This window comes from Aminobacter sp. 01T433, assembly GCF_056398585.1.
In genome coordinates, this window is sequence record NZ_JBFTPR010000010.1 from 67,646 (window position 1) to 83,470 (window position 15,825).

General features: G+C 60.9%; 17 protein-coding genes. 10 read left to right on the forward strand and 7 right to left on the reverse strand.

Annotation, left to right across the window (positions count from 1 at the left end):
• Positions 1–12 precede the first annotated feature (12 nt).
• The gene (mnmE, locus tag AC1DLV_RS18310; RefSeq protein ID WP_476801321.1) at positions 13–1,332 is read right to left on the reverse strand and encodes a tRNA uridine-5-carboxymethylaminomethyl(34) synthesis GTPase MnmE; all 1,320 of its coding nucleotides are present in this window, start codon (positions 1,330–1,332) and stop codon (positions 13–15) included.
• A gap of 62 nt (positions 1,333–1,394) precedes the next feature.
• On the opposite strand from mnmE, the gene AC1DLV_RS18315 reads away from it, so the two are divergent.
• Positions 1,395–3,413, forward strand: a complete 2,019-nt coding sequence (locus tag AC1DLV_RS18315) for a thioredoxin domain-containing protein (protein WP_476801322.1) — start codon at positions 1,395–1,397, stop codon at positions 3,411–3,413.
• 10 nt (positions 3,414–3,423) lie between these two features.
• Here the strand turns inward: AC1DLV_RS18315 and rho are convergent, their stop codons facing one another.
• The 3 genes from rho to hemE all read right to left on the reverse strand — a co-directional run bounded on the left by rho (position 3,424) and on the right by hemE (position 6,430).
• Positions 3,424–4,689 (reverse strand): transcription termination factor Rho, encoded by a 1,266-nt coding sequence (rho, locus tag AC1DLV_RS18320; protein WP_115730026.1) that lies wholly within the window; start codon positions 4,687–4,689, stop codon positions 3,424–3,426.
• 170 nt (positions 4,690–4,859) lie between these two features.
• Positions 4,860–5,399 (reverse strand): protoporphyrinogen oxidase HemJ, encoded by a 540-nt coding sequence (gene hemJ, locus AC1DLV_RS18325; RefSeq protein ID WP_476801323.1) that lies wholly within the window; start codon positions 5,397–5,399, stop codon positions 4,860–4,862.
• Entirely contained in the window at positions 5,396–6,430 is a 1,035-nt protein-coding gene (hemE, locus tag AC1DLV_RS18330; RefSeq protein WP_476801324.1) for a uroporphyrinogen decarboxylase, read from the reverse strand. Before hemE ends, hemJ begins: the two co-directional genes overlap by 4 nt.
• 400 nt (positions 6,431–6,830) lie before the next feature.
• Here hemE and AC1DLV_RS18335 point away from each other — a divergent pair, with 400 nt between their 5' ends.
• The 5 genes from AC1DLV_RS18335 (at position 6,831) to dnaQ (ending at position 10,601) form a co-directional block, all read left to right on the forward strand.
• Positions 6,831–7,652: a pyruvate, water dikinase regulatory protein gene (locus tag AC1DLV_RS18335; RefSeq protein ID WP_476801325.1), complete on the forward strand. Its 822-nt coding sequence runs from the start codon at positions 6,831–6,833 to the stop codon at positions 7,650–7,652.
• A gap of 152 nt (positions 7,653–7,804) precedes the next feature.
• Positions 7,805–8,404 carry a Maf-like protein gene (locus AC1DLV_RS18340; RefSeq protein ID WP_476801326.1) on the forward strand — a complete coding sequence of 200 codons (600 nt, stop codon included), beginning with the start codon at positions 7,805–7,807 and terminating at the stop codon, positions 8,402–8,404.
• Positions 8,397–9,239, forward strand: coding sequence for a shikimate dehydrogenase (locus AC1DLV_RS18345; protein WP_476801327.1), 843 nt, complete (start codon positions 8,397–8,399; stop codon positions 9,237–9,239). The genes AC1DLV_RS18340 and AC1DLV_RS18345 overlap by 8 nt, the downstream gene beginning before the upstream one ends.
• A complete protein-coding gene (gene coaE, locus AC1DLV_RS18350) occupies positions 9,236–9,841 on the forward strand; it encodes a dephospho-CoA kinase (protein ID WP_476801328.1) in 606 nt (201 codons plus the stop codon). Before AC1DLV_RS18345 ends, coaE begins: the two co-directional genes overlap by 4 nt.
• A gap of 55 nt (positions 9,842–9,896) precedes the next feature.
• Positions 9,897–10,601: a DNA polymerase III subunit epsilon gene (gene dnaQ, locus AC1DLV_RS18355; protein ID WP_476801329.1), complete on the forward strand. Its 705-nt coding sequence runs from the start codon at positions 9,897–9,899 to the stop codon at positions 10,599–10,601.
• A 60-nt stretch (positions 10,602–10,661) separates the two neighbouring features.
• Here dnaQ and secB read toward each other — a convergent pair whose 3' ends face one another.
• Together secB and AC1DLV_RS18365 are read right to left on the reverse strand one after the other, a co-directional pair.
• The gene (gene secB / locus AC1DLV_RS18360; protein ID WP_476783238.1) at positions 10,662–11,156 is read right to left on the reverse strand and encodes a protein-export chaperone SecB; all 495 of its coding nucleotides are present in this window, start codon (positions 11,154–11,156) and stop codon (positions 10,662–10,664) included.
• Positions 11,157–11,266: 110 nt separating this feature from the next.
• Complete coding sequence (locus AC1DLV_RS18365; protein ID WP_476801330.1) at positions 11,267–11,740, reverse strand: FxsA family protein; 474 nt, start codon at positions 11,738–11,740, stop codon at positions 11,267–11,269.
• A gap of 217 nt (positions 11,741–11,957) precedes the next feature.
• On the opposite strand from AC1DLV_RS18365, the gene AC1DLV_RS18370 reads away from it, so the two are divergent.
• From AC1DLV_RS18370 to AC1DLV_RS18385, 4 genes are read left to right on the forward strand one after another with little or no spacing between them, the layout of a single operon-like run.
• Positions 11,958–12,668 (forward strand): Tim44/TimA family putative adaptor protein, encoded by a 711-nt coding sequence (locus tag AC1DLV_RS18370; RefSeq protein ID WP_476801331.1) that lies wholly within the window; start codon positions 11,958–11,960, stop codon positions 12,666–12,668.
• A 22-nt stretch (positions 12,669–12,690) separates the two neighbouring features.
• Positions 12,691–13,797 (forward strand): murein transglycosylase A, encoded by a 1,107-nt coding sequence (gene mltA / locus AC1DLV_RS18375; RefSeq protein ID WP_476801332.1) that lies wholly within the window; start codon positions 12,691–12,693, stop codon positions 13,795–13,797.
• Entirely contained in the window at positions 13,794–14,339 is a 546-nt protein-coding gene (locus tag AC1DLV_RS18380; RefSeq protein WP_476801333.1) for a Smr/MutS family protein, read from the forward strand. Before mltA ends, AC1DLV_RS18380 begins: the two co-directional genes overlap by 4 nt.
• Positions 14,336–14,710, forward strand: a complete 375-nt coding sequence (locus AC1DLV_RS18385) for a helix-turn-helix domain-containing protein (protein WP_476801334.1) — start codon at positions 14,336–14,338, stop codon at positions 14,708–14,710. Before AC1DLV_RS18380 ends, AC1DLV_RS18385 begins: the two co-directional genes overlap by 4 nt.
• On the opposite strand, the gene AC1DLV_RS18390 is transcribed toward AC1DLV_RS18385, so the two are convergent.
• The gene (locus AC1DLV_RS18390; RefSeq protein ID WP_476801335.1) at positions 14,707–15,666 is read right to left on the reverse strand and encodes a DUF1402 family protein; all 960 of its coding nucleotides are present in this window, start codon (positions 15,664–15,666) and stop codon (positions 14,707–14,709) included. The two genes, AC1DLV_RS18385 and AC1DLV_RS18390, sit on opposite strands and share 4 nt — an antisense overlap.
• Positions 15,667–15,825 lie beyond the last annotated feature (159 nt).

Sequence of the window (15,825 nt, forward strand, 5' to 3'; positions counted from 1 at the left end):
GTTTCACGTGAATCACTTTCCGATACAGAATTGCGAGAAAATGACGTCGAGCAAGTCTTCGACGTCGACTGCGCCAGACAGTTTGGCGATTCGGTCGCTAGCTAGGCGCAGGTTTTCTGCCTTCAACTCCAGCATGGCATCCGGTGCAGCGAGCGCAGATACAAGGTAACTGCTAGCATCCCTTAGCAATTCGACGTGGCGCAAGCGCGAAGGCAGGATATCGCCACGTTGCCCGATAGCGCCGGCGGCCCGATCGCCGATCATCTTGAGTAGGTCATCGATGCCATGCCCCGTCGCCGTTGAGATCACGAGCGCGTAGCGAGCGTCTCCGGCAGCTTTCCGATGGAGATCGAGTTTCGAGCCTATCAGTATGGCCGGTACATCAGACGGCGCGCTCAACTCGCCTGCCTCGGATACATCCTCCAGGAAAAGCACGAGGTCGGCGGATTTTGCGCGCTCCTTGGCGCGCTCGATTCCGATCGCCTCCACTTTACCGGCTGGCTCACGCAGGCCGGCTGTGTCGGTTATGCGAACCTTCAGCCCGTCCAGATCAAGAACGGCCTCGACCAGATCGCGTGTGGTACCCGGTTCGTCGGTCACGATCGCTGCTTCACGTTGCAACAGCGCATTGAGAAGGCTGGATTTTCCAGCGTTTGGGGCGCCCAGGATGACGACATCGAAGCCGTCGCGGATCATCTCGGCCTTGCTGTAGCCAGCGACGTGAAGCGTGATTTCTTCAATCAGCAAGCTGACGTCCTGCCAGACCAGTGACGATACCGAACCCGGAACGTCGGCCTCGTCGGCAAAGTCCATCTCGGCTTCTATCATCGCGCGCGCATGGATCAGCCGTTTGCGCCAGCCAAGATAAAGCTCGCTTTGCGCGCCGCCGGAATTCATCACAGCGAATTGCCGTTGGGCTTCGGTCTCGGCATTGATCAAATCGGCTAGCGCCTCGGCTTCCAACAGATCCATCTTGCCGTTCAAAAAGGCGCGCTTGGTGAATTCGCCAGCCTCTGCCTGCCTGAAGCCGGGCAGCTTGCCGATCTCGCCGAGCAGGGAAGTCACCACCGCGCGGCCGCCATGGACCTGGAACTCGCCGCAATCCTCCCCGGTGAAGCTATTTGGTCCCGGAAAGAACAATGTCAGGCCGTGGTCGATCAGCTTTCCATCAGGAGTCTGCAGGGGGCCATAATGCACCTTGCGCGGTTGCGGCAGCAGTCCGGAAATCGTTTCGAGTGCGAATCGAACATGTGGCCCTGAAATGCGCACTATCGCCACGCCGGATGGCAAATGGCCGCTGGAAAGTGCGGCGATGGAATCGGTGAATAGCATTTGCCGGTCTCTCGGAAGCGCCCTAGGTTGGGCCTGTTATCACTGTTTTGGGCCGAATACGCATGCTTCCGCAAGACAACCTGCTTCGCGACGAAGGTAGCCCCTATCTGCGCCAACATGGCGACAACCCGGTGCATTGGCGCCCTTGGTCGCCAGCGGCACTTGCCGAAGCAGTGCGGCTTGATCGGCCAATCCTGCTGTCGGTTGGTTACGCCGCCTGCCATTGGTGCCACGTCATGGCGCATGAAAGCTTCGAAAACAACGAAGTTGCCGAGGTCATGAACCGGCTCTTCGTCAATATCAAGGTCGACCGCGAGGAGCGGCCTGATATCGACCAGATCTATATGGCCGCGCTGGCCAGCATGGGCGAGCAAGGCGGCTGGCCGCTGACAATGTTCCTGACGCCCGATGCCAAGCCGTTCTGGGGCGGGACCTATTTTCCACGCGAGCCGCGCTATGGGCGGCCCGGCTTCATCCAGGTGCTCAATGCTGTCGACGCAGCCTGGCGTGGCAAACGTGCCAGCATCCTGCAGAGCGGTACCGAGCTTGCCCAGCATGTCGGCAAGCGCCTTGGTGGAAGCAGCGCACCGGGTAAGCTGTCGATTGATACGGCCAGGACACTGGCTTCGGGCATCTATGACATGATCGACCGAGATCTGGGCGGACTACGCGGCGCGCCCAAGTTCCCCAATGCGCCTTTCATGCAGGCCCTGTGGCTGTCCTGGCTGCGCTCCGACAACCAGGAGCATCGTGACGCGGTGACGGAAAGCATGGAGCGCATGCTCGCAGGCGGGATCTACGACCATATCGGCGGCGGTTTGGCGCGCTATTCGACCGATGCACAGTGGCTCGTTCCGCATTTCGAAAAGATGCTGTACGACAATGCCCAGCTGATCCGCCAAGCAAACTGGGCCTATGCCGCGACTGGCAATGAACTGTTTCGGATACGAATCGAAGATACGATCACCTGGTTGCTGCGTGAAATGCGCCTGCCCACCGGCACGTTCGCATCGAGCCTCGATGCCGACAGCGAAGGTGAAGAAGGACTGTTCTACACCTGGACCGCAGACAGCATAAAGGCTGTCTTGGGAGACGAATCGCCCATATTTTTCAACTACTTCACGCTCACCAAGCCAAATGGTTGGGAAGGCGATCCGATTATTCACCAGACGGGGAGCCAAGCGCAGCAATCGGCCAAGGACCAAGAGAGCGTTTCCAGGCTGACGTTGCGCCTGCTTGCAGAGCGGGAAAAGCGCATCCGCCCCGGCCGCGATGACAAGGCGCTCACGGACTGGAACGGCCTGGCCATCGTTGCACTCGCTGAGGCTGGCCGGAGCCTAGATCGCAACGACTGGGTGGCGGCAGCGGCGACCGCTTTCGATGCCATCCTGGCCTCCGCGACGCTTGAGGGCCGGTTGCCGCATTCAAGTCTCGGCGAAAAGCGGCTCTATCCCGCCTTGTCGAGCGATTATGCCGCGATGATCAACGCCGCCATTTCATTGTTCGAGGCGACCAGGGCTGCGCGATACCTCGACCATGGCGCGCATTTCCTGAAAATGCTCGAAACCTGGCACGCGGATGCCGACAAGACAGGCCATTACCTGACTGCGTCTGACAGCGCCGACGTGCCGATGCGTATTCGTGGCGACATCGACGAAGCGATTCCGTCGGCCACCAGCCAGATCATCGAAGCAGTGGTGCGATTGGCGAACATCACGGGCGACATCGAGCTCCAGCAACGTGCCTGGACCATCGCTGAGCACGCCACCGGCCGCATTCAAAACCAGCAATACGGCCAGGCCGGCATCGTTAACGCCTGCGTCCTGGCGTTAGAACCGTCGAAACTTATTGTTGTCGAAGGCCCAGCGCAGCCAAGCCTTGTTACGGTAGCGAATCGGAATCCAGATCCGCGCCGCGTCGACGTTTTTATCACCTTGGGCGGCGATACAGAGCGCGCGAAACTGCCCGGCAACACGCTGCCGGATACGAAAAAGGCCGGTGCCTATCTGTGCACCGGCCTTATCTGTCTGCCTGTGATCAGCGATCCGGCGAAGCTTGAAGAAGCGCTTCGCCGCCGCTGACGCGACTTCGTCAAGTATTCATCGAATCGAAGAAGTCGGCGTTGGTCTTGGTCTGCTTGAGCTTGTCGATCAGGAATTCGATCGCATCTGTCGTGCCCATCGGCGCAAGGATACGGCGCAGCACGAAGATCTTCTGCAGATCCTGGCGTGCGACCAGCAAATCTTCCTTACGCGTGCCGGACTTGAGGATGTCCATCGCCGGGTAGATGCGCTTGTCTGCAACCTTGCGGTCGAGCACGATTTCCGAGTTACCGGTGCCCTTGAATTCTTCGAAGATGACTTCGTCCATGCGGCTGCCGGTATCGATCAGCGCGGTGGCGATGATGGTCAGCGAACCGCCCTCTTCGATGTTGCGGGCGGCACCGAAGAAGCGCTTCGGGCGCTGCAGCGCGTTGGCGTCGACACCACCGGTCAGAACCTTGCCGGATGACGGCACGACCGTGTTGTAGGCGCGGCCGAGGCGGGTGATCGAATCGAGCAGGATAACGACGTCGCGGCCATGTTCGACAAGGCGCTTGGCCTTTTCGATGACCATTTCGGCGACCTGAACGTGGCGAACCGCCGGTTCGTCGAAGGTCGAGGACACGACCTCGCCCTTCACCGAACGCTGCATGTCGGTCACCTCTTCCGGACGCTCGTCGATCAAAAGCACGATCAGGTAGCATTCGGGATGGTTGGTGGTGATCGAGTGCGCGATGTTCTGCAGCAGCACGGTCTTGCCGGTACGCGGCTGTGCCACGATCAGAGCGCGCTGGCCCTTGCCGAGCGGCGCGACCAGGTCGATGACGCGAGGCGAAATGTCCTTGGTGGTCGGGTTTTCGACTTCCATCTTGAGCCGCGAAGTCGGGTAGAGCGGCGTCAGATTGTCGAAGTGGATCTTGTGGCGGATCTTTTCGGGATCGTCGAAATTGATCGTGTTGACCTTGAGCAACGCGAAATAGCGCTCGCCTTCCTTGGGGCTGCGGATCGGTCCTTCGACCGTATCGCCGGTCTTCAGCGAAAACCGCCTAATCTGCGAGGGCGAAATGTAGATATCGTCCGGACCCGGGAGATAATTGGCGTTGGCCGAGCGCAGGAAGCCGAAACCGTCCTGCAGAACTTCGACAACGCCGTCACCGATGATCTCGATATCCTGGCCAGCCAGTTTCTTGAGGATCGCAAACATCAGTTCCTGCTTGCGCATGACGCTGGCGTTTTCGACCTCGAGCGATTCGGCGTAAGCGATCAGCTCCGGCGGCTTCTTGTTCTTGAATTCGGCGAGTTTGGTTTCCTGCATGGACGGACTCTGAGCGTGGGGAATTAGGGAAGTTGGCTATCGGCGTTTTGCGATAAGCGCCGAGCGCGGCCGGGGAATGGAAATGGGGCGGCGCATGGCGGGAAGGAAGAACAGCCTTTTAGCTCTCCCGAATTGAAAGAGCAAGGCGCAGTCCAGCAATTTTAGGCAGGTCAGAAAGGTTTCACGACCACCAGGATGACGATGACGATCATCAGCACGGTCGGAATCTCGTTGACGATGCGCCAATGCCGCGCGGGCTTTTCGTTGCGGTCCTCAGCAAAACGGCGAACCGACGCCGAGAGATAACCGTGAACGCCCGACATCAGCAGCACGGCGGTGATCTTAGCGTGCAGCCAGCCGCCGGCAAAGCCAAAGCCTTTCCAGGCGAGCCACAGGCCGAACACCCAGGTGACGATCATCGCCGGATTAATGATGGCGCGCAGCAGCCGGCGCTCCATCACCTTGAAGGTCTCGGACTGAACCGAGCCCTTCTCCGCTTCCACGTGATAAACAAACAGGCGTGGCAGATAGAGCATGCCGGCCATCCACGAGATCACGGCGATGATGTGGATTGCCTTGGCCCAGAGGTAGAAATCCTCGGGCGCCGCATAAAATAGCAGGGCTGTGAGCGCCACCAGGACAATGACGGCGATGACGGCTCGTTTGGCCGCTGCAGCACCGCTCGACGGCGCAAGGTTTTGACTGCTCATTGCTGGGTTGCCTTTCGCACCTGGCGTACCATCGCTTCGACATGCGCCACCGGCGTCTCGGGCGTGATGCCGTGGCCGAGGTTGAAGATCAGCGGACCAGCGCCCAGCGCCTTCAGGATGGCGTCTACGCCCTCTTCCAGCGCCTTGCCGCCGACAACGAGCCTGAGAGGGTCGAGATTGCCCTGGACCGCTCCAGCGCCCTGCAGACGCTGCGCCTGTGACAGAGGCACCGTCCAGTCGAGGCCGAGGCCGGTGACACCCGTACGCTGCCTGTAACTGTCGAGCTGGGCGCCTGCGCCTTTCGGAAAGCCGATGATCGGAACGTCTGGATAGACCGCACGCACCTGGCGCACGATGTCTGCGACCGGCTTGACGCAGCAAGCCTCGAACGTCGCCTCGTCGAGCACACCCGACCAGGAATCGAAAATCTGCACGACATCAGCGCCGGCCTCGATCTGGCGGATGAGATAGGCGGCCGAATGATCGGCAAGGATCGACAGCAGCTGCGCCATCGCTTCCGGCTCGCGATAGGCAAACAGCCGGGCTGGTGCCTGATCCGGCGTGCCGTGGCCGGCGATCATGTAGGTGGCAACCGTCCAGGGTGCGCCGCAGAAGCCGATCAGTGCCGTCTTCTCAGGCAATTCGCGGCGCAGCCGGCGCACGGTTTCGTAGACCGGCTCGAGATTCACGTGAAACTTTGAGCCGTCGAGGGCAGCGATACCGTCGGCGGTGATCGGCGTCATCAGCGGGCCCCTGCCTTCCTCAAAGCGCAGATCGCGGCCGAGCGCATGGGGAACGACCAGAATATCGGAAAACATGATCGAGGCATCGAAGTCGAAGCGCCGGATCGGCTGCAGCGTCACTTCGACGGCGAAATCGGGATTGTAGCAAAGGTCAAGGAAGCTCCCGGCCTTTTTCCGCGTCTCGCGATACTCGGGGAGATAGCGGCCTGCCTGACGCATCATCCAGAGCGGAGGGACCTCCAGGCTTTCGCCTTTCAGGACTTGGAGCAGAGCGCGTTTCACGGGCATCAGCCTGCCTTTCCTTGAGCCTTCTATAAATAAAAATTTATATCCGAAGGATTCTTCTAATTCTTAGAGTCTGTTGGAATCGAGAATTACGACCTGTCCATAGGCGGCCTGAGATATCCACTTGTCATAGTGACGCGCGGACGATTTCGCCAGCGGGGAAAACTTCGGGTAGCAGGCGGATTCGTTGATTTGAATCAGGAATCTAGCCTGGGGCACGGGAAGTGCTGATTCTGTGGACAGCCGGGGACTAAAAAACTATCCCCATAATACTCCCCGGCGCTGAATCGAAACAGACAGGAGGGCGAATTGTGGACAAGTGGCCATCTGATACAGTCGCTCCGACCGCTTCGGGCCAAACTGCCCGTTTATCCACATTTGACCACAGACCCAGGCGCCCGCTGTGAACAAACCCCAAAGCTTCTTCCATCTGCACCTGATTTCCGATGCCACCGGCGAAACGCTGCTGGCGGCGGGGCGCGCGGCTTCGGCGCAATACAAGGATGCGCGCGCGATCGAGCACATCTACCCGCTGATCCGCACCGAAAAGCAGCTGATGAAGGTGTTCGACGACATCGAAGAAGAGCCGGGCATCGTGCTCTATACGGTGGTCGACCAGCACCTTGCCGGCACCATCGACAGCCGTTGTGCGGCGATGGGCCTGCCCTGTGTGTCAGTGCTTGAGCCGGTGCTGACGGTGTTCCAGTCTTATCTCGGCACGCCGGCGGGCCGCCGTGTCGGCGCCCAGCACGTGCTCGACGCCGAGTATTTCCGCCGCATCGATGCGCTCAATTTTACCATGGAGCACGATGACGGCCAGTTGCCCGTCGACATGGAACAGGCCGACGTGGTCCTGATCGGTATTTCCAGAACGTCGAAGACGCCGACGAGCATTTATCTCGCCAATCGCGGCATCAAGACCGCCAATATCCCGATCGTGCTGGGCGTTCCCGTGCCCGACAGCCTGGTCCAGGCGGAGAAGCCGCTGGTCGTCGGACTGATCGCCACCGCCGAGCGCATCTCGCATGTGCGCCAGAACCGCGTTCTCGGAACGACAATGGCATTCGACGCACAGGAATATGTCGATCGTGCCTCTATTACCGAAGAGCTGGCCTATGCCCGCAAGATTTGCACGAAGCACAACTGGCCGATGATCGACGTCAGTCGCCGCTCGATCGAGGAAACGGCCGCCGCCATCGTCGCGCTGCGCAACAAGAACCGCTAGGCTCGCCGCATCGCCGCGCAGGTGTGGAACCGACCGCTATTGGTAGCCATCTCAGCCTGGCGAAAATCGATTCCGCTTTACGGATCGATGCGCTAGGACCACTTTTGTAGCCGCACAAGCTTCCCTGCAACGTGTCCTTCAGGAGAAAAGCCGTGACCGAAAAACTGATCCTGGCATCTGCAAGCCCGTTCCGGAAGAAGATGCTGGAAAATGCCGGCGTCGATGTCGAGGCTATCCCAGCCGATCTTGATGAAAGAGCCGTCGAAGCCCCCTTGGCTGAAACCGGCGCCTCGCCCCAAGACGTGGCGCTTATTCTGGCTGAGGCCAAGGCGGTCGCGGTCAGCGAAGCGCATCCTGGTCGACTGGTGCTTGGTTGCGACCAGACGCTTTCACTTGACGGAGAGGTGTTTCACAAGCCCACCGACATGGAAGCCGCGCGTCGCCATCTGCTCAAGCTTTCAGGTCGGACGCATCAGTTGAACAGTGCGGTCGTCATCGCTCGCGACGGAGAAACGCTTTGGCGCCACGTCGAGGTCGCATCCATGACGATGCGCCATCTTGAGCCTGGATTCATCGGCCGCCATCTTGCTCGCGTCGGTGATAGGGCGCTATCGAGCGTCGGCGCATATCAGATTGAAGGCGAAGGCATTCAGCTCTTCGACAAGATCGATGGCGATTATTTCACGATTGTCGGCCTGCCCTTGCTGCCAGTGCTGGCGGAACTGAGGAAACTGGGCGCGATTGATGGCTGAAGCGGACTTGAAGGCATTTGTTTGCGGCCATCCTATCGCGCATTCGCGCTCGCCGATGATCCACGGCCATTGGCTGAAGAGCTATGGCATCGACGGCAGCTACACGGCGATAGATGTCGCGCCCGAGAATTTTGCCGCCTTTGTCGCTGGACTTGCTGCGGCTGGCCTGCGCGGCGGCAACGTCACCATTCCGCACAAGGAAGCGGCGTTCGCTGCGGTCCAGCGCTGCGACGAGGCAGCCGAACAGATCGGCGCGGTCAACACGCTATGGCTCGAGGATGGTGTCTTGTGGGGCGGCAATACCGACGCCTACGGTTTTGCCGCCAATCTCGATCATCTGGCGCCCGGCTGGACCAAGGGCGATGTCGCAGTCGTTCTCGGCGCAGGTGGGGCGTCGCGGGCGATCATCCATGCGCTCAAGCAGCGCGGCTTCAAGGATATCCGCATCGTCAACCGCACGGTTGCGCGCGCAGAAGAGCTTGCCGACCAGTTCGGCGCAGGCATCACGGCGCATCCGCCAGCTGCTACGGCCGAATTGCTGGGCGATGCATCTCTGCTGGTCAACACGACGGCACTTGGCATGCACGGCAATGAGGGCCTGCCCGCCGATCCGGCTGCGTTGCCCGACCATGCCATTGTCACCGACATCGTTTATGTGCCGCTCGAAACCCCACTGCTTGCTGCTGCCAAGGCGCGCGGGTTGAAGACGGTGGACGGGCTCGGCATGCTGCTGCACCAGGCGGTGCCTGGCTTCGAACGCTGGTTTGGCCATCGGCCCGAAGTGACTGCCGAATTGCGCAACCTGATCGTCGCCGACCTGGACAGGACAAAATGATCGTTCTGGGGCTGACAGGGTCGATCGGCATGGGCAAGTCGACGACGGCGAAGATGTTCGCCGAAGCGGGCGTTCCGGTTCACGATTCCGACGAGGCCGTGCATCGGCTCTACGCCGGCGAAGCTGCACCTTTGATCGAGGCGGCTTTCCCTGGAACGGTGAAGGACGGCGTCGTCGATCGCACTGAGCTTTCCCGCCATGTGCTGGGCGATGCAGCGGCACTGAAGAAGCTCGAAGGCATCATCCACCCGTTGGTCCGGGCCGATGCGAATGCCTTTCTCGACCGCAACCGTGCCGACGGTACGCCAATTGCCGTGCTCGACATCCCGTTGCTGTTCGAAACGAATGGTCGAGGCCGCGTCGACAAGGTGGTGGTGGTCACGGCTTCGGCAGAGGTCCAGCGCGAACGTGTCTTGGCGCGGCCCGCCATGACCGAGCAGAAATTCGAGGCGATCCTTGCCAAGCAGGTTCCCGACGCTGAAAAGCGCAAGCTCGCCGACTACATCATCGATACGGGCAGCGGCCTCGACGCCGCGCGTGGGGCCGTACGGTCAATCATTGACGATTTGACGGTGGGAAAGCCGGCGCCGCGGGCCTCCTAGGCCTTGTTTGGGTGCAAATGGCGGGCGCATGCTCGCGCCAAGGAGAATCAATACATTGCGCGAGATCATATTCGATACGGAAACGACCGGGCTTGATTCACGCGAGGACCGCGTCATCGAAATCGGCGCCATCGAGATGGTCAACCGCTTCCCGACCGGCAACACCTTCCACAAATACATCAATCCGCAAGGGCGGCAGGTCCATCCCGACGCCCAGAATGTGCACGGCATCTCGAACGCCGACCTCGAGGGCAAGCCGACTTTCTCCGAGATCATCGATGAATTCATCGACTTCATCGACGGCGCCAAGCTTGTCGCGCACAACGGCAACTTCGATCTGGGCTTCATCAATGCCGAATTCGCAAGGCTCGATCAGCCCGCCATCGACCCCGGCCAGCTGATCGATACGCTGGCGCTTGCCCGCCGCAAGCACCCGATGGGTCCGAATTCGCTCGATGCGCTGTGCCGTCGCTACGGCATCGACAACAGCCGCCGCACCAAGCATGGCGCCCTGCTCGACTCCGAGCTTTTGGCCGAGGTCTATATCGAGCTGATTGGCGGCAAGCAGTCGGCGCTGGTTCTGGAAAGCTATTCGTCATCGAACGGCAATGGCGGCTCAACGCGGCAGATCGAAATCATTGTCGCCGAGCGGCCCGAACCCTTGCCGTCGCGGCTGACCGAGGCCGAACTTGCCGCGCATGAAAAGCTGGTTGGCGGTCTTGGCGAAAAGGCCCTTTGGGCCAAGCTCACACAAGCTTGAATACGAAAAAGCCCGGCGCTGAGGCCGGGCTTTCGATGAATGACGCTTTTGGGCGTGGTCTTAGCTGACCTTGACCTTGGAAGCGGCCTGTTCCTCGGCGATCTTCTGCTGGAACATCTGCGCGAAATCGATCGGGTCGAGCATCAGCGGCGGGAAGCCGCCATTGCGGGTGGCTTCGGCGATGATCTGGCGTGCGAAGGGGAACAGCAGGCGCGGGCACTCGATGAAGAGCAGCGGCAGCATGTGCTCCTGCGGGAAGCCGTCAATGCGGAACACGCCGCCATAGACCAGCTCGACGTTGAACAGCACGTCCTTGTCGAAGGCGGCCTTGGCGCTCAACGTCAGGTTGACGTCGAACTGCTTGTCCGTCATCGGATTGGCGTTGACGTTGACATTGATGTTGATGCCAGGAGCCTTGTCGCGGCCGCGCAGCGAATTCGGAGCGCCGGGGCTTTCGAAGGAGAAATCCTTCACATACTGCGCCAGCACGTTGAGCGTGGGCTGCTGTGCATTACCGTTGCCGTTGGCACCTTCCGGCGCTTCATTAGTGGCCATAAGCCCATGTCCTCTTGGCTCGGCCGCGACGCGGCCCGGATTGGAATCCGCGGTTCGCTAGCATGCTCGGCATGCCAAGACAAGGTTTTGCCTGTGGCGGAGGCCGCCCGCTACTCGTCGCGGATGGAGCGCCAGGGCGATTTCGGGTTGGGCTGGCGCGAAAAGTCGTCCTCATCGAGATCGATGGTCTTGCCACCTGCTGGGCCGCCGCGACGGGCAAAACCGCTGAAATCGGAGGTGAAACGCACCCGCTTGCTGAGGAATCGCCAGGCCAAGGCGCGACCCGGCGGCAGGAACAGCAGGATGCCGACAATGTCGCTGATGAAGCCGGGAATGACCAGCAGGATGCCGGCCAGCACGATCATCGCACCGTTGGCGAGTTCCTTTGACGGGTCACGACCGGCTTCCATTTCGGTACGGATACGGGTCATGACGCCAAAACCCTGCACGCGCAGCAGGATGGAGCCCAAGACAGCGCTGAGCAGAACAAGCCCGATGGTCGACAGCACGCCGATTTCGCTGCCCACCAGCACAAATCCGGCTATTTCGAGCAAAGGCAGGGCAAGGAGCAGGAGAGGCAGCATCTAGAGCGTTGTTCCGGTCCGGTTTGAGTTGACGTGACAGCCATATGCGGTCACAGGCATAGCGCATACATCTTTAGATAGGGCGCTGCGCCTTTAATTTGAATGATCGGTGCATGCGTTCTATATGCAAGGCTAACAGGCGCTGCACAGATGCGGCGCCGGCGAATGGCACTTAAGCTGGCTTCGGCCGCGAACAAGGGACGGATCGGCAGAAGATATGGAATTCTTCGATTTCGGCACGATTTTCTTTCTAATCGCAGCGGTGGTGATCTTTTTCCAGCTCCGCAACGTGCTTGGACGCCGTACCGGCAATGAACGTCCGCCCTTCGACCCCTACACGGCGGCCCGCAACAAGCCTCAGGACGCCAATGGCAAGCCCGAGAACGTCGTGTCGCTGCCGCAGCGCAAGCGCGCCGCTGGCGAGCCGGCTGAAGACGTCTATGTCGCCATCGACGCCTTCGCCAAGCCCGGCACCGACCTGAACAAGGGCCTGCGCGCCATCAGGGACGCCGACGCATCTTTCGAGCCCAAGGGTTTCGTCGAAGGCGCCAAGATGGCCTACGAGATGATCGTCATGGCCTATGCCGACGGCGACCGTAAGACGCTCAAGAACCTTCTGTCGCGCGAGGTCTATGACGGCTTTGTTGCGGCGATCGCCGACCGCGAAGGCCGCTCGGAGAAGATCCAGTCCTCTTTCGTCGGCATCAACAAGGCCGATATCGTATCGGCGGAGATGAAGGGCGGCGAGGCTCATGTCACCTTGCGCATCGTCAGCGAGCTGATTTCGGCGACGCGCGACAAGGCCGGCGACGTCATCGACGGCGATCCGGAGACCGTGGCCGAGGTCAAGGATGTCTGGACCTTTGCCCGCGACACCCGTTCGCGCGACCCGAACTGGAAGCTTGTCGCCACCGAGGAAGAAGACTGACCGCGCGTGGCGGGCGAAGCCCGTGTTGCTCTCGCCCGCATTCGCTCCGGTCGGTTTTGCCGACCTTCCCGGTTGGCTGGAAGATGACCATCTAGCAGCCTTCGGGGCCTTTCGCCGCTCTGCCTTCCATGTCCTGAGCAAACCCTATCGCAGCGGCGCCCTCGGTGTCGCTTTCGATGCTTTTGGCCCAGCCTACGCCGAGGCGCGCGCGCGACCGGCGAGCAATGGTGCCGAAGCCCGCGCGTTCTTCGAACGTCATTTCCAGCCCGCCTTTGTTGCGCCGGAAGGCCGCGAGGCCGGTTTCGTCACCGGCTTTTACGAGCCCGAAGTCGAGGCCTCGTCCGTCAGGACAGAGATTTTCCAGGTGCCGCTGCTGTCGCGACCGGCCGATCTTGTCGACATTGACGACCACAACCGCCCCGCCGGCATGGACCCCTATCTCGCTTTCGCGCGTCAGACGCCCGAGGGGCTGGTCGAGTATTTCGACCGCCCAGCGATCGAACAGGGCGCGCTTTCAGGCAAGGGACTTGAGATCGCCTGGCTTGCCGATCCGGTCGACGCGTTCTTCGTCCATGTCCAAGGCGCTGCCCGACTGAACATGACCGACGGTTCGCTGCGGCGTGTCACCTATGCCGCCAAATCCGGCCAGCGTTTCACCGGTCCGGGCGGAATTCTGGCCGAAGTCGGTGAGATTCCGCTCGCAAAAGTAACGATGCAGTCGATCCGCGCCTGGTTCAAAGCCAATCCGCAGCGCGTCGAAGATATCTTGTGGCGCAATCGCTCCTACATCTTCTTCAGGCATGCCGAGGTCGATGATCCGTCGCTTGGGCCCATCGCTGCGGCGAAGGTGCCGCTGACACCGGGCCGTTCGGTTGCGGTCGACCGCCTGCTCCACACCTTCGGCACGCCGTTCTTCATCGCCGCCCCTGCCCTCACCGCATTTGGCGGCAAATCTTTTGCCCGGCTGATGATTGCCCAGGATACCGGTTCAGCCATCACCGGCGCGGCGCGTGGCGATTTGTTTGCCGGCTCAGGTTTCGATGCAGGCGAGATTGCCGGCGTGGTGCGCAACGGCGCCGATTTCTTCGCTTTGCTGCCGAAGCCCCTGTTTTTTGGTGGTGCGTCATGAGCACACGCCGCGACCGCAAGCTCAGCGACGAAGAACGCGTGTTGTGGAACGTCATTGCCCGCACGACCTCGCCGCTCAAGGGCAAACGGGCGATCGAGATCCCCGAGCTGCCAGCACCTGTTGTCGCCAAGCCGGATCCGACACCTGCCAAGGCGACGCCTGCGCAGGCAGCTTCACCCGCAGCTGCGCCCAAGCGCCTCTATGTCGCCCATTCGCTCGATGAACCGACGCGCGACAAGCTGTCGAAAGGCCGCCTGCCGATCGAAGGCCGGGTCGATCTCCACGGCATGACCCAGGACGAAGCCTATTCGCTGCTGCTGCATTTCCTGGCGCGCGCGCATGCCGGCGGCGTCCGTTATGTGCTTGTCATCACCGGCAAGGGCAATTCCAAGGGCGGCGATGGTGTGTTGCGTCGCATGGTTCCGGCATGGCTGAACACCGCACCGTTCCGCATGCTGGTGTCGAGTCATGATCATGCCGCCCGCCATCATGGCGGTTCGGGCGCGATCTACATCAGGCTGCGGCGGAGTATGGGCATTTGACGCCGCTCGGCGAGCGGATCCGCGAGCTCAGGCGCGAGCGCGGCGTCAGCCAGAAGGATATGGCCGCGACCATTGGCGTCAGTGCCGCCTATCTTTCAGCGCTCGAGCACGGCCATCGCGGCGTGCCGACATGGGCGATGATCCAGAAGATCATCGGCTACTTCAATGTCATCTGGGACGATGCCGAGGAGCTGCAGAAGCTGGCCGAAGGCTCGCATCCGCGCGTGGTGGTCGACACGGCAGGACTTTCGCCCGCCGCCACTGAGCTTGCCAACCTGATGGCCCAAGCCATCGGCGAAATGAATGACAGCGAGCTTGCCGCCCTCAATAGCCAGGTGCGCGAGGCGATAGCGCGGAAGAAACGCGGCTAAAACAGCGCTTCGAGTTCGGTCAGCTTGTCGTTGACCAGCCAGCCATAATAGTTCTCTTCAGGCATTTTCGCCGGTTCGCCCGCAGCCGCGCGCCTGTCGTTTTCGGCTTTGAGCGCATGGGCGCGAGCTTCAGGGTTGCCGACATTGTAGAGCGTGGCGGTGAGCCCTGGATTGCCCGAGATGTCGAAGCCGGCGATGTTTTTATAGGCCTCGATTGAGGTCTTCACAGTGGCTGCGACGTAAGGCAGCGTCAGGTCGGGATCCATGATGGTCTTGTAGACGCTGTTCGGGTCGGCGGCATCGAGCTTGGGCAGGCGCGAGACCTTGTGCACGAGGTCGCTCATCTGGAGCGCTGTTAGCGGATTGAGCTGGCCGATGCCAAAGGTCTGGCCGGCGTAGAAGGGCTGGAAGAATGTGGCGCTGAAGCGATCGTCGGGAAAGCTGGTGCCGCCCACAGTCTTGCCGCGAAAGCTCTGGTTCCATACCGTTTCGCGGCATTCCCACAAATCGTAGCTGTCCGACTTCGCCGCGCATTCGGAAAATTGCGGCCGCTTGACGAAATCGGTGACCTCTTCGCCGCCGTAGCTGAAGTTGAATTTGCTCGACAGGTAGGACACCGCCTTGACGTAGTAGGTCTGCATCCGGTCGTAGGCGTCGACATTGTAGGTGTGCTCGCCGACGATGGCGCCGACGACGTGGATCGGATCGATCCCATAGGCGCGCGCCACTGTCTTGATCTTGCCGCGCAGTTCGGCATCGTTCTGCAGCAGCGCGTAGACCTTGCGATACTTGGCGTCGAAGGTGGTCTTGCCGGCCTTGGTGCGCTTGGACGAGGCACCAGGCACATCAGGCTGCTCGGCATGGATATTGCCGGCGGCGACCAGGGTCGTTGCCGATGCCTGCGGCACGCCGAAGACCGCCGCCAGAAGAAATGCCGAGAGAAATACGCGTTTCATATGCTGCTGTTGCCCAAGCTCTATCAAGGCAAACTAAGAAAAGCCCTCGGCTTAGTCGAGGGCGTTGTCGCCTGACGGAAGCGAAAGGTGGCCGGATGGTTCCATTCGGCCACATGTCACATTGTTCCGGCGCGTGCACTGCGCCCGTGCCGGAAGCCC

Coding starts and splice junctions, on each gene's coding strand:
- mnmE (WP_476801321.1), bottom strand. CDS start 1,332: ATGCTATTCACCGATTCCATCGCCGCACTTTCCAGCGGCCATTTGCCA.
- AC1DLV_RS18315 (WP_476801322.1), top strand. CDS start 1,395: ATGCTTCCGCAAGACAACCTGCTTCGCGACGAAGGTAGCCCCTATCTG.
- rho (WP_115730026.1), bottom strand. CDS start 4,689: ATGCAGGAAACCAAACTCGCCGAATTCAAGAACAAGAAGCCGCCGGAG.
- hemJ (WP_476801323.1), bottom strand. CDS start 5,399: ATGAGCAGTCAAAACCTTGCGCCGTCGAGCGGTGCTGCAGCGGCCAAA.
- hemE (WP_476801324.1), bottom strand. CDS start 6,430: ATGCCCGTGAAACGCGCTCTGCTCCAAGTCCTGAAAGGCGAAAGCCTG.
- AC1DLV_RS18345 (WP_476801327.1), top strand. CDS start 8,397: ATGGCTGAAGCGGACTTGAAGGCATTTGTTTGCGGCCATCCTATCGCG.
- coaE (WP_476801328.1), top strand. CDS start 9,236: ATGATCGTTCTGGGGCTGACAGGGTCGATCGGCATGGGCAAGTCGACG.
- secB (WP_476783238.1), bottom strand. CDS start 11,156: ATGGCCACTAATGAAGCGCCGGAAGGTGCCAACGGCAACGGTAATGCA.
- AC1DLV_RS18365 (WP_476801330.1), bottom strand. CDS start 11,740: ATGCTGCCTCTCCTGCTCCTTGCCCTGCCTTTGCTCGAAATAGCCGGA.
- AC1DLV_RS18370 (WP_476801331.1), top strand. CDS start 11,958: ATGGAATTCTTCGATTTCGGCACGATTTTCTTTCTAATCGCAGCGGTG.
- AC1DLV_RS18380 (WP_476801333.1), top strand. CDS start 13,794: ATGAGCACACGCCGCGACCGCAAGCTCAGCGACGAAGAACGCGTGTTG.
- AC1DLV_RS18390 (WP_476801335.1), bottom strand. CDS start 15,666: ATGAAACGCGTATTTCTCTCGGCATTTCTTCTGGCGGCGGTCTTCGGC.